Annotated in this window: 10 protein-coding genes; 8 read left to right on the top strand and 2 right to left on the bottom strand. The window is 70.0% G+C overall.

The genetic code is table 11. The features are described from left to right. Window positions 1-24: 24 nt before the first annotated feature. On the bottom strand, window positions 25-1068 hold the full coding sequence (locus ACFVJS_RS20515) for a methyltransferase domain-containing protein (RefSeq protein WP_378884164.1): 1044 nt from the start codon (window positions 1066-1068) through the stop codon (window positions 25-27). A 25-nt stretch (window positions 1069-1093) separates the two neighbouring features. Next, on the bottom strand, window positions 1094-2086 hold the full coding sequence (locus tag ACFVJS_RS20510; protein ID WP_378884161.1) for a glycosyltransferase family 2 protein: 993 nt from the start codon (window positions 2084-2086) through the stop codon (window positions 1094-1096). A 164-nt stretch (window positions 2087-2250) separates the two neighbouring features. Here ACFVJS_RS20510 and ACFVJS_RS20505 point away from each other — a divergent pair, with 164 nt between their 5' ends. The 8 genes from ACFVJS_RS20505 (at window position 2251) to ACFVJS_RS20470 (ending at window position 12426) form a co-directional block, all read left to right on the top strand. Continuing rightward, window positions 2251-2502 carry a hypothetical protein gene (locus tag ACFVJS_RS20505; protein ID WP_378884158.1) on the top strand — a complete coding sequence of 84 codons (252 nt, stop codon included), beginning with the start codon at window positions 2251-2253 and terminating at the stop codon, window positions 2500-2502. Window positions 2503-2520: 18 nt separating this feature from the next. Then, window positions 2521-3669 (top strand): signal recognition particle-docking protein FtsY, encoded by a 1149-nt coding sequence (gene ftsY, locus ACFVJS_RS20500; RefSeq protein ID WP_378884167.1) that lies wholly within the window; start codon window positions 2521-2523, stop codon window positions 3667-3669. A 30-nt stretch (window positions 3670-3699) separates the two neighbouring features. After that, window positions 3700-4905: an ROK family transcriptional regulator gene (locus tag ACFVJS_RS20495; RefSeq protein WP_378884155.1), complete on the top strand. Its 1206-nt coding sequence runs from the start codon at window positions 3700-3702 to the stop codon at window positions 4903-4905. 155 nt (window positions 4906-5060) lie between these two features. Then, complete coding sequence (locus tag ACFVJS_RS20490; RefSeq protein ID WP_378884152.1) at window positions 5061-7190, top strand: PQQ-dependent sugar dehydrogenase; 2130 nt, start codon at window positions 5061-5063, stop codon at window positions 7188-7190. A gap of 235 nt (window positions 7191-7425) precedes the next feature. Then, window positions 7426-8706: an ROK family protein gene (locus ACFVJS_RS20485; RefSeq protein ID WP_378884149.1), complete on the top strand. Its 1281-nt coding sequence runs from the start codon at window positions 7426-7428 to the stop codon at window positions 8704-8706. Then, entirely contained in the window at window positions 8703-10262 is a 1560-nt protein-coding gene (locus ACFVJS_RS20480) for a sugar ABC transporter ATP-binding protein (protein WP_378884146.1), read from the top strand. The genes ACFVJS_RS20485 and ACFVJS_RS20480 overlap by 4 nt, the downstream gene beginning before the upstream one ends. Beyond that, entirely contained in the window at window positions 10259-11317 is a 1059-nt protein-coding gene (locus tag ACFVJS_RS20475) for an ABC transporter permease (RefSeq protein WP_378884144.1), read from the top strand. Before ACFVJS_RS20480 ends, ACFVJS_RS20475 begins: the two co-directional genes overlap by 4 nt. A 71-nt stretch (window positions 11318-11388) precedes the next feature. Then, window positions 11389-12426, top strand: a complete 1038-nt coding sequence (locus tag ACFVJS_RS20470; RefSeq protein ID WP_378884141.1) for a substrate-binding domain-containing protein — start codon at window positions 11389-11391, stop codon at window positions 12424-12426. Window positions 12427-12530 lie beyond the last annotated feature (104 nt).

Genomic DNA, 12530 nt, shown 5'->3' with positions numbered 1-12530 from the left:
ACTGCAGATTCGGCTGGTTGCGGCCTACTTCTCGAAGACTGCCTGGTCGAGGACCCGTCGCTCGTCGTCGGCGAGGACGAGGAGATCCTCGCGAGCGAGGCCGGTGCCTTCGCCGGAGGGGGAGAGGTTGATGAAGAACTCGTGCTTGACCGTGTCGTGGAACGAGGTCTCGCGCATCGAGATGAAGTCGAGGTCGGCGAGGTCCTGGAGCAGCAGCCGGAGGTGATGGGGGGTGCAGACCCAGTTGTGGGTGTCGATGTAGCGCTCGCCGCGCCGGGCCTCCTCACCGCTGGCCTTCACCGTCTCCAGGTTGTTGGCGAAGGTGTAGTCGCCCTTGTGGCGCGGGCCCCAGGCGGTGATGCCGCCGTGCTTGGCGGCGTTGAGCCGCTCCTCGATGACGGCGCCCATGGTGTGCACCGACGTCGGGTAGAGCGAGGCGTCGATGACCCGCGACAGCGAGGCGCGCTCACGGAACCGGTCGAAGCAGTAGCGGTGGTCGGGGATGACCAGGGCGAGCACGCCGTCGGGGTTGAGCAGCTTCTCGCACTCGTTGATGAAGTCGATCATCGAGGTGGTGTGCTCGATGACGTGGGAGGCGACGACGAGGTCGAAGCGCTCGGGAATCACCTCTGACCAGGGAGTTCCCGGCCGGAAGACGTAGTCGACCTCCTCGATGTCATCGGGGTTGTACTGCGAGAAACCCGAATATCGCTGGACCAGTCCCTCACGGTCGAGATAGTCGACGATGCGTACGTCGTAGCCGTCCCGCTTCGGCAGGATCGCGTTGTGCGCGGGGCCGATCTCCAGGATCAGGGCGTCGGGCTTGACCCCGGCCAGCACCTGCTCACGCCGCAGCTCCAGCCGGTCCAGGCCGGGGATGGCCGGCACCGCGGTGGTGCGGTTGCGGTCGCCCTGCAACCCCTCCACCTTCGTACGCAGCCTCTGGTTGCGCTGCTTGAGCTCGTCGATCCGGTCGTGCAGGCGCGCGGCCTCGGCATCGGCGGCACGGACGGTCTGCAGACCCGCGGCGGCGAGGCCGCGACGTACGGCGCCCCTGAAGGTGGGCAAGACAGGTCCTCCTGGAGAGAGATGTTCAGTGTTTGCGGGGTGGGATGTAGGGCTCGGCGGCCAGCGCCGCCCGGCCGCGCTCGGCACCGAGCGCGTGCTCGTCGTCGGGGACCGCCTTGTCGTTCTCTGGGTCGAGCACGTCGCGGAGCAGGTCGGGGGCGAGCGCGCGGCTCTGCACGATCCGGAGGTGGTGGGTGAGCCAGTCGTCGAACGAGTAGTCGCCCGAGAAGGCCCCGGCGGCGAGCTCGGCGCGGGTGGGAGTGCGGGCGAGGTAGGCGTCCTGCAGCGTCCCGGCGAGATAGCGCTGGTAGTCGCGCATCCCGTGATGGCGCGGGCTGGGCTTCAGCTCGGGGTTGGCCTGGTAGCCCTTGCCGGCGTTGATCACCTTGCGCTCCAGCTGGGACCAGGAGCGCCAGGGGAGGTGGAGCACCTCCATCGCGACCTCGTCGGCCGGCTGGCCGTTGCTCTTCAGCGACACGAAGTGGTTGCCCTGGACGACCTTGATGTCGGACTCGCCGCGGTGGATCGCGTTGGGTGTCGGGTGGGCGTGCAGCCCGACCGCCTCGAGCCGCTCGTCGGAGCGGCGGTCGCGCCACTGCAGCCGGTTGATGCCGCCGCCCGTCCAGGCGGGCGGGCCGACGAGGTTCTCCACCTCGACGGTGAACGCGTTCAGCGACAGGGGAGTGGCCTCGAGCGCCTGGCGTACGGTCAGGCCCTTGTCCTTCGGCACCAGGAACTCGTCGGCGTCGAGGTTGAGGACCCAGTCGGCCCGGAAGTGGGTGCGCGCACGCCGGGCCATCGCGGTGACGACCTTGCCCTGCTGCTTCTCGTGGACAGGGTCGTGGTGGAGCTCGACCCGTCCCGTCGCGGCGTAGCGCTCGAGTACCTCGGTGGTGCCGTCGACCGACGCGTTGTCCGTGACGATCAACGTGTCGACACCCTGGTCCAGGTGGTGCTCGATCATCGCGGCGACGATGTCGACCTCGTCCCGGACCATCATTGTCCCGATGATCCTCATGCCGTGAAACACTACCGGCACGGTGGACGTTGTCGAGATCCCGCGCCGTACGCCGGGACGCCCCCGCGGCGCCGTCGCGCGTGGCGTTGTGGGCTCCGGGCGCCGGTTGTGCAAGGGTGGACGCCGTCCGTGCGCAATTCAGAAGGGGGCTGGCCGAGCCAGTGTTGACCATCCTTGTCATCTTCGTGGCGATGCTGCTCATCGTCGCGCTGGCCGGACTCGTGATCGTCTACACGGTCTTTCCCCACCGCGGACAGAAGATGCCGTACGCCACCAAGCTCGGTGAGGCGATGGAACGGGCCGTCGACACGGCCCCCACGCTCGGCCCGGCCACGCGCCTGCAGACCCGCCGTGAGGATCATCTCGCCGAGCTGTTCGGTGAGCGCAAGCCAGGAACTACGGAAAATCAGGGCTAGTTTGATTGGATGAGGCCCATGGAAATGGTCACCCTCATCGTCATCATCGCGGTCGCCGCTGTCGCGATCATCGGCGGCGGCATCGTCGGACTGGTCACCAGCACCCGGCGCCGCAAGGACCGTTCGCTGTCGCCCGAGGCGGGGACCGACGTCATCACCCGTCCGACCGAGCCCACGGTCGAGGGGCCGGTGGCGGGGGAGGCCGAGCCCGAGGCCGTGCCGGCGGAGCCCGCCGCGCCGGTCATCGAGAAGCCGGAGAGCACCGCGTCCCGCCTGGTGCGGCTGCGCCAGCGTCTGGCCGGATCCAACGCGCTGGGCCGCGGCCTGCTCAACCTGCTCTCGACCGACCAGCTCGACGAGGACACCTGGGAGTCCATCGAGGACCTGCTGCTCACCGCCGACATCGGCGTCGCGCCGACCCAGGAGCTGGTCGAGGGCCTGCGCACCCGGCTGCGGGTCGAGGGCGGCAAGGCCGACCCGAAGGCGGCGCTGCGCGACGAGCTGATCAAGCTGGTCGACCCGGGCATGGACCGCCGGCTGCAGGTCAGCGGCGCTGACGGCGCGCCCGGCGTGGTGCTGATGGTCGGGGTCAACGGCACCGGCAAGACCACCACCACCGGCAAGCTCGCCCGCATCCTGGTCTCCGAGGACCGCAAGGTCGTCCTCGGTGCCGCCGACACCTTCCGTGCCGCCGCCGCCGAGCAGCTCACCACGTGGGGCGAGCGCGTCGGTGTCGAGGTCGTACGCGGCCCGGAGGGCACCGACCCGGCCAGCGTCGCCTTCGACTCGGTCAAGGAGGGGCTCGACACCGGCGTCGACACGGTGATCGTCGACACCGCCGGCCGGCTGCAGAACAAGGCCGGCCTGATGGACGAGCTCGGCAAGGTCAAGCGCGTCATCGAGAAGCAGACCCCGGTCACCGAGGTCCTGCTCGTCCTCGACGCCACCACCGGCCAGAACGGCCTCATCCAGGCCCGCGTCTTCAGCGAGGCGGTCGCCGTCACCGGCATCGTGCTGACCAAGCTCGACGGCTCCGCCAAGGGCGGGATCGTCGTCGCCGTCCAGCGCGAGCTCGGCGTTCCTGTCAAGCTCGTCGGCCTCGGCGAGGGTCCCGACGACCTGGCGCCGTTCACCCCTGAGGCCTTCGTCGACGCGCTTCTGGGCTGAGACCGCGTCCGACATGGCAGGATCGCCGGTATGCGTCATTCACTCGCCGGCAGGGCCGAGACCTCCATGCAGGCCCGGCTGCTCGCCCAGCTCCGTGACGAGGGCCCACTGTCGCGAGTGCAGCTCGCCGACCGGCTGAACGTCTCCCGCACCACGATCGCGGCCGAGGTGGGCCGGCTCACCGAGCTGGGCATGGCCCACGAGGTGGGACCGGCCGCCTCTCGCGGTGGTCGCCGCTCGACACTGGTCGACCTTGCGCCGGACATCCGGTTCGTCGGCATCTCCATCGGTGCCACGAGCATGTCGGTCGGTCTCACCGACGGACGGCTCTCGGTGATCGGCACCCGCACCCGGGCGTGCGACATCCGCAGCGGCCCGGAGAAGGTGCTCGCCACCGCGCTCGACGAGGTGCGCTCGCTCCTGGACGAGCACGGGGTCAGCGACCCGATGGGCGCGGGGGTCGGCGTACCCGGGCCCGTGGACTTCCATCGGGGAGTGTCGGTGTCGCCGCCGATCATGCCGGGTTGGGACGGCTACCCGGTGCGCGACGCGGTCGCCCGGGAGCTCGGCTGCCCGGTCGTGCTCGACAACGACGTGAACGTGCTGGCAGCGGGGGAGCAGCACGCCGGTGTCGCCCGGACCGCCCGTGACTTCCTCTACGTCAAAATCGGCACCGGCATCGGGTGCGGTATCGTCGTCGACGGCGAGCTCTATCGTGGCGTCGACGGCTGTGCCGGCGACATCGGCCACATCCGGGTCGAGGACTTCGGCCCCACCTGTGCCTGCGGCAACACCGGCTGCCTCGAGGCCTTCTCCGGCGGAGCGGCTCTCGCCCGTGAGGCGCTCGCCGCGGCCCGGTCCGGGCGCTCTCCGGTGCTCGCCGAGCTGCTCGCGGAGAAGGGTGACCTCAGCGCCGAGGACATCGCCATCGCGGTGGCTCGCGGAGACGCCCAAGCGGTCCAGCTCATCCGGGAGAGCGGCCACCGCATCGGCCAGGTGTTGGCCAGCCTGGTCTCGTTCTTCAACCCCGGACTCATCGTCATCGGCGGTCGGGTCAGCAAGCTCGGCCACGGGCTGCTCGCCGAGATCCGCAGCGTGACCTACCGCCGTTCGCTGCCGTTGGCCACCGGCAACCTCCCGATCGTGCTCAGCGAGCTGGGTGACGAGGGCGGCGTCATCGGTGCTGCCCACCTGATCAGCGCCTCGGTGTACGCGCCCAGCAGCGGAGAGGTATAAACCCGACGCCCGACCGCTCCAAATGCTCTTCATCGTCCCATCTTTCGAAATCTTCCTGCGAAAGAACGCAAGTCACTTGACGTGACTGGCGTCACATCGCTACGTTCGCGGACGATCTCGCTCCCCTCCATGACAGCGAGAGAAGGAGATGGACCGTGCGCAGATTCACCCTCTGGAGCGTCGCCACGACCGTGGTCTCAGGGCTCCTGGTTCTCCCACTCACGACGTCCGCGGACGCGGCCCCCACGGCCGCCCCACCGCCGGACACCGACTTCGAGAAGGTGACCCTCAACGACCGTCCCGGTGAGCCGATGGACCTCGCCGTGCTGCCGAACGGGGACGTCCTCCACACCACCCGGGCCGGGAAGGTGTGGCTCAACGACGCCGACACCGGCGTCAACAGCGTCGCCGCCGAGTTCGACGTCTACCAGCACGACGAGGAGGGTCTGCAGAGCATCGCTCTGGACCCCGGATACAACGGCCGCACCAACAAGTGGGTCTACGTCTACTACTCGCCCCCGATGAACACCCCTGTCGACGACCCGGCCACGCCGGACGTCAACGAGGGTGACGCCCCGGAGTTCGGCACGCCTGCCGACTTCGAGCCGTTCAAGGGCGCGATCCGTCTCTCCCGCTACCAGTACGCGGGCGGGAAGATCGACCTGTCCACCGAGCAGCAGATCATCGACGTACCCGTGGACCGCGGCCGCTGCTGCCATGTCGGCGGCGACATCGTCTTCGACTCCGCGGGCAACCTGATCCTCGCCACCGGCGATGACACCGACCCGTTCCAGTCCGACGGCTACGCCCCGCTCGACGACCGGGAGAACCGCAGTCCCGCCTTCGACGCGCGGCGTACGTCGGCCAACACCGACGACCTGCGCGGTAAGCTCCTGCGGATCAAGCCGAAGGCCGGCGGCGGCTACACCATCCCTGCCGGGAACCTGTTCGCGCCGGGCACCGACAAGACCCGCCCGGAGATCTACGCGATGGGTCTGCGCAACCCGTTCCGGATCGAGATCGACCCGCAGACCGACCGGATCTACGTGGCCGACTACTCGCCCGACGCCTCGGCGGCGAACCCGGAGCGTGGCCCGTCCGGCCAGGGCAAGTGGACGGTCGTCACCAAGCCGGCCAACTACGGCTGGCCGCTGTGTGCGACCGCTGAGCTGCCCTACCGCGACTACGACTTCGGGACCGGAGTCTCGGGTCCGGTGTTCGACTGCGAGGCGCCCGTCAACGACTCGCGGCACAACACCGGCCTGACCCAGCTCCCGCCGGTGACGCAGCCGACGGTCTGGTACACCTACGGCCAGTCCGCGCAGTTCCCCGAGCTCGGCACCGGCGGCATCGCCCCGATGGCCGGCCCGGCGTACGACTTCCAGAAGTCCGCGACGAAGGACCCGCTCTCCGGTGCCTGGCCGGAGTACTACGACGGCGTCCCGCTGTTCGCGGAATGGGGTCGGGACTACATCAAGGGCATGCGTCTCGATGCCGAGGGCGAGCTCACCGGGATCGAGTCGGTGCTCTCCAGCTTCGCCACGGACAACGTGATGGACCTGGAGTTCGGCAAGGACGGCTCGCTCTACATGCTCGAGTACGGCGACGGGTTCTTCAGTGAGAACGAGGAGGCCCAGGTCTCCCGGATCGACTACATCGCCCGCACCGGCAACCACTCCCCGAAGCCGGTGATCAGCGCCGACAAGACCGCCGGCCAGCCGCCGCTGACCGTCGCCTTCGACAGTGCCGGGACGACCGACCCTGACGGCGACAAGCTCGTCTACCAGTGGGACTTCGACGGTGACGGCACCTTCGACGCCACCGGGAAGACCGCCACCCACACCTACGCCGAGCCGGGGGCCTACCGCGCGACCCTGACGGTCACCGACAAGGGCAAGGCGGGCCGCGGCAAGCACGCCTCGGCCGACGTCGACGTGATCGTCGGCAACGACGTGCCCGTGGTGACCCTGACGACCAGCCCGGCACCGGGTGAGGCGTTCCACTTCGGCGACACCGTTCAGTTCCAGGTCGAGGTGACCGACGACCAGCCGGTCGACTGCGACCGGGTCTCGGTGACGTACGTCCTGGGCCACGACGAGCACGGCCACCCGCAGACCACCGCCAACGGCTGCAGCGGCTCGATCGTGACGACCGTCCCCGGCGGTCATGACCCTGGTCAGGATGATCTCAACGCCGTCTTCGTGGCGGAGTACACCGACCCGGGCGAGGGCGAGATCCCGGCGCTCACCGGCACCGACGAGGTGGTGATCGCACCCAGCGAGTGACGCTTCGCGCTCGACCTGAAGGGGCGCCCGGCCAACTGTGGCCGGGTGCCCTTTTGGTTCACTTTGTCCAATTACTTTTCAAAGTCCGACAGAAACTTTTCAGAAACCGTCGAGAAAGGGTTGTACAACGTGAGCCGGGTCACTAGTTTGTCTCTCGGCCACCGAATTCTGTGACTGCCATCACAGGCTGCGGTCAGCGACCCCACCCCCCACGACGATCGGACAGGAGGCGACCATGCGCGACGCAGACATCACCGTGCGGGTCTCCGCCGCCGCCGACCCGGCCGCGGTGCGGTCCGCTCGTCTGGGCCTGCTGCTCCGGTCGCTCCGCGACCGTGGGCCGCGATCGCGGGGTCGCCTGGCCGAGGAGACCGGCCTGACCCGCACGGTCGCGACCGGGCTGGTCGACGAGCTCGTCGAGCTCGGGCTGGTCTCGTGTGAGGATGCCGACCGCCGAGGCGCCGGGCGCCCCGGTGTCCAGGTCCGCCTCGTCGGCGGTGCCGTGTGCGGGGTGGGCGCCGAGGTCAACGTCGACCACCTCGCCGTCGTCGCCGTCGACCTGGCCGGGTCCGTGATCGCCGAGGCCCGCCGCGGCATCGACGGCCGCAACCTCCCGGCGGAGGAGGTGCTTGCCGAGCTCGCCGACCTGATCAGCGACGCCCTCGCCGAGGCGCGGACGGCCGGCACCACCGTCGCCGCCATCACCGTGGGCGTCGCCGGCCTCGTCGACACCGTCACCCAGCGGGTGACGCTCGCCCCCAACCTCGGCTGGCGCGACATCGACGTCGCCGAGGACGTACGCCGCCGGCTGGCCGCCACCGCTGGGCTGGTGGGCCCGGTGCCGCCCGTGCAGGTGGCCAACGAGGCCACGGTCGCGGCCACCGCGGAGCTCGATGCCGCCGACGCCGACCGCGCCGACATGGTGGTGCTCTACGGCGAGGTCGGCCTGGGCGGCGCGATCGTCAGCGGTGGCCGGGTGGCCATGGGCCGGCACGGCTGGGCCGGCGAGATCGGCCACCTCTCGGTCGACCCGCGGGGCCGCCTCTGCGGCTGCGGCCGGACCGGCTGCTGGGAGACCGTGGTGGGCCTGCGGGCGCTGCTCGAGTCGGCCACCGACCCCGACGACCCGATCCGTGACCCCGCTCTGACCCTGGAGGAGCGGCTCGCCACCCTGGTCGAGCGCGCCCGGCTCGCCGACGGCCGCACCCTGGCCGCGCTGGACGAGGTCGGGACGTGGCTCGGCACCGGCGCCGCGATCCTGGTCAACACGCTCAACCCCGGCACCGTCGTGCTCAGCGGCTACTACGCCGTCCTCGGCGAGTGGCTGCGCCCGGCGGTGGAGGCCCGGCTCGCCGCCGACGTCCTCGCGCCGCGCGCCGGCGGCACCCGGGTCTCGATCTCGGCCTACGGCCCGACCGCCGCGGTCCGCGGCGGTGCACTGGTCTCCCTCGAGACCGTGCTCTCCGACCCCACCGTCCTCGCCGACCTGCCCGAACTGCACGGAGGAACTCGATGACCCAGACCCCGACGCCGTCGCCTGACGGCCCCACCGCCGGCACGGAAGGGGGTGGCGTACTGCTGGAGATGACCGGGATCGTGAAGCGGTTCCCCGGCGTGCTCGCCCTCGGCGGTGTCGACCTCGACGTCCGCGCGGGCGAGGTGCACTGCCTGCTCGGGCAGAACGGCGCCGGCAAGTCGACCCTGATCAAGGTGCTCTCGGCGGCGTACCAGCCCGACGAGGGGGAGATCCTCTGGGAAGGTGAGCCGGTCCGGCTGGCCACCCCGGTCGCCGCCATGAATCTGGGCATCTCGACGATCTACCAGGAGCTCGACCTGGTGCCCGGGCTCACCGTGACCGAGAACATCTTCCTCGGCCACGAGCTCGCCACGGCCGGGTTCAGCCGCCGTGCCGAGGCGACCCAGCGGGTGCGTACGCTCCTGGCACGGCTCGGCCACAGCGAGGTCGACCCGAACCGGCTGGTCGGCGACCTCTCGCCGGCCGGACAGCAGATCGTCTCCATGGCACGGGCGCTGTCCCACGACACCCGCCTGCTCATCCTCGACGAGCCGTCGGCGGTCCTCGACCAGGAGGAGGTCGACAACCTCTTCCGGGTGGTCCGTGGCCTCACCGCGGAGGGCGTCGCGATCATCTACATCTCCCACCGCCTCGAGGAGATCCGCCAGATCGGCGACCGGATCACGGTCCTCAAGGACGGCCGCACCGTGGCCACCGGCCTCTCCGTCGCGGAGACCCCGACGAGAGAGCTGATCACGCTCATGACCGGCCGGGAGATCGAGTACGTCTTCCCCGACCGCCCCACGGCGCGACCCGGGCACGACGCCACGCCGGTGCTCGAGGCCAGCGGCCTGTCCGGCGACCGCTTCCACGACGTCGACCTGCGCGTCCACGCCGGCGAGATCGTCGGCCTGGCGGGCCTGGTCGGTTCCGGCCGCTCGGAGATCCTGGAGACCATCTACGGCGCCCGCCGCTCCAGCGCGGGCACGGTCACCGTCAACGGCCGCCGGCTGCGCCGCGGCTCGGTCCGAGCCGCGGTGGCCGCCGGGATCGGCCTGGCTCCCGAGGAGCGCAAGAGCCAGGGGCTGCTGCTCGACCAGGCCGTCTACCGCAACGTGACGGTCTCGTCCCTCAACCGCTTCTCCAAGGGCAGCTTCCTCGACAGCGGCGCCGAGCGCCGTGCCGCCCAGGAGCTCAGCCGCTCGCTCGACGTACGTCCTGCCGGGGTGGACCGGCCGGTCCGCAACCTGTCGGGCGGCAACCAGCAGAAGGTCGTGCTCGCCCGGTGGCTGCTGCGCGACTGCAAGGTGCTGCTCCTCGACGAGCCCACCCGGGGCGTCGACGTCGGGGCACGCACCGAGATCTACAACCTCGTCCGCCGCCTGGCCGACGAAGGCGTCGCCGTGGTCGTGGTGTCCAGCGAGGTGGAGGAGGTGCTCGGTCTCGCCGACCGGGTCCTCGTCATCAGCGAGGGCTCCGTCGTCCATGAGGGACCCGCCACCGAGATCGACGAGTCGAAGGTCCTGGACCTCGTGATGGAAGGAGAGGTCGCATGAGCGACACGCCCACAGACGCTGCTGTGACCCCGGCGGACACGGCCCGGGTCGAGAAGGAGGCGGCCAACGGTCGCCGGGCCGAACCCGGTGGCCTCGGCCAGCTGCTGCGAGGTGGAGCGGGCCACAACCTCGGCCTGGTCCTGGCGCTGGCGCTGCTGGCCCTGGTCGGCGTCGTCTCCGGTGGCGAGCGGTTCGCCTCGGTCGACAACGTGATGACGATCCTGCGGCTCGCCGCGGTGATCGGCGTGGTCAGCATCGGGATGACGTTCGTCATCACCGGTGGCGGCATCGACCTCTCGGTGGGCGCATTGGTCGCGCTCTCCTCGATCTGGTGCACGACCCTGGCCAACCAGGCGCTGGCCAACGACGTCCACTGGATCATCATCGTCACCACCGCTCTCCTGGTCGGCGCGGGAGCAGGCCTGATCAACGGGCTGCTGATCGCGTACGGCGGGGTGGTGCCGTTCATCGCGACCCTGGCGATGATGGCCAGCGCCCGCGGTCTGGCCGAGATCATCTCCGCCCGGAAGACCCAGATCGTCAGCGTCCCGGGCTTCACCGACGCGTTCTCCCGAGACATCCTGGGCATCTCGGTGCTGATCTGGATCTTCGTGATCGTCGCCGTGGTCGGCTGGGTCGTGCTCAACCGCACCACCTTCGGTCGCCGCACGCTGGCCATCGGCGGCAACCCGGAGGCCTCGCGGTTGGCCGGCATCAACGTACGCCGCCACACGGTGCTCCTCTACGTGCTCGTCGGGGTCTGCTGCGGGATCGCGGCGGTCATGTTGATCGCCCGAACCACCACCGGCAGCGCCACCCACGGTCAGCTCTACGAGCTGGAGGCGATCGCCGCGGTCGTCATCGGCGGCACCCTGCTCTCCGGCGGCAGGGGCACGATCGTCGGCACCGTCTTCGGCGTGCTGATCTTCGCGACCCTCACCAACGTGTTCGTGATCAACAACCTCTCGATCTCCGCCCAGGCCTTCACCAAGGGCCTGATCATCGTCGCCGCCGTGCTGCTGCAGCAGCGGTTCGCGCGACGGCCAGGGTCATGACAGGCGTACGTCCTCGACCCTCTCGGACTCGTCCCTCCTCCACCCTCGCACGATCTAGGAGCACCACCACCATGAAACTGAAGTCCACAGCAAGAATCCTCGTCGCCGGGCTCTCGGTGCTGGCCCTCTCGGCCTGCATCAGCAACACCCCGGAGAAGTCCGAGAACGTCGGCGGCACGTCCAACGCCGAGGCCGGCTCCAACGACGAGAAGGGCGACACGGTAGTCATCGGCTTCTCGGCCCCCGCCGCCGACCACGGCTGGATGGGCGCGATCAGCGAGCAGGCCAAGACCGCTGCCGAGGCCTACGAGGACGTCGACCTGCGCCTGGCGGAGGGCACCAACGACGTCAGCCTGCAGATCAGCCAGGTCGAGACCTTCATCAACGACAAGGTCGACGCCATCGTGCTGCTGCCCTTCGACGGTGCGGCGATGACGCCGGTCGCGCTCAAGGCGATGGAGGCCGGCATCCCGGTCATCAACGTCGACCGCGAGTTCAACGACCCCAACGCCGCCCGCGTCACTGTGCTCGGCGACAACTACGGCATGGGCGTCTCGGCCGGCGAGTACGTCTGCGAGCAGGCCGACGGCAAGACGGACGCCGTCGTCGCCGAGATCGCCGGCATCGACTCCTTGCCGCTGACCCAGGACCGCAGCCAGGGCTTCAAGGACGCGCTGGCGAAGTGCGACCTCGACGTCGACAACCGGGTAGCCGCCGACTTCACCGTCGAGGGCGGCGAGAAGGCGGCCTCCAACCTGCTCCAGGCCGCGCCGAAGATCGACTTCCTGTGGAACCACGACGACGACCAGGGCGTCGGTGTCCTCGCCGCGATCAACAACGCCGGCCGCGACGAGTTCACGATGATCGGCGGCGCCGGTTCGGCGAACGCGATGCGCGAGATCCAGTCGGACAAGGGCGTCCTCAAGGCGACGGTCATCTACCCCTCCACCCAGGCCGCCGACGGGATCAAGCTCGCCCGGCTGCTGGCGCAGGACAAGGCGATGTCCGACCTGGTCGAGGTGACCGTGCCGCGCACGATCCAGCTGGACGCGCCGGTCGTCACCAAGGAGAACGTGGAGGAGTTCCTCCCCACCGCCTTCGAGTCCTGACCGCCTGACCCAGCCAACCCGCAAGGTCGCTCCGCGCTCGGGCGCGGAGCGTGTCCCGTTCGTGCTCGCCCCGGCTGGTCCTCGATCTCTGACGAGCAGGAGAC

The organism is Nocardioides sp. NPDC057772 (assembly GCF_042798075.1).
Classification (GTDB): Bacteria; Actinomycetota; Actinomycetes; order Propionibacteriales; family Nocardioidaceae; genus Nocardioides.
The sequence above is the reverse complement of the archived record's forward strand: the minus strand, read 5'-3'. Positions and strand labels throughout refer to the sequence as shown.

Coding starts and splice junctions, on each gene's coding strand:
- ACFVJS_RS20510 (WP_378884161.1), bottom strand. CDS start 2,086: ATGAGGATCATCGGGACAATGATGGTCCGGGACGAGGTCGACATCGTC.
- ftsY (WP_378884167.1), top strand. CDS start 2,521: ATGGAAATGGTCACCCTCATCGTCATCATCGCGGTCGCCGCTGTCGCG.
- ACFVJS_RS20495 (WP_378884155.1), top strand. CDS start 3,700: ATGCGTCATTCACTCGCCGGCAGGGCCGAGACCTCCATGCAGGCCCGG.
- ACFVJS_RS20485 (WP_378884149.1), top strand. CDS start 7,426: ATGCGCGACGCAGACATCACCGTGCGGGTCTCCGCCGCCGCCGACCCG.
- ACFVJS_RS20480 (WP_378884146.1), top strand. CDS start 8,703: ATGACCCAGACCCCGACGCCGTCGCCTGACGGCCCCACCGCCGGCACG.
- ACFVJS_RS20475 (WP_378884144.1), top strand. CDS start 10,259: ATGAGCGACACGCCCACAGACGCTGCTGTGACCCCGGCGGACACGGCC.
- ACFVJS_RS20470 (WP_378884141.1), top strand. CDS start 11,389: ATGAAACTGAAGTCCACAGCAAGAATCCTCGTCGCCGGGCTCTCGGTG.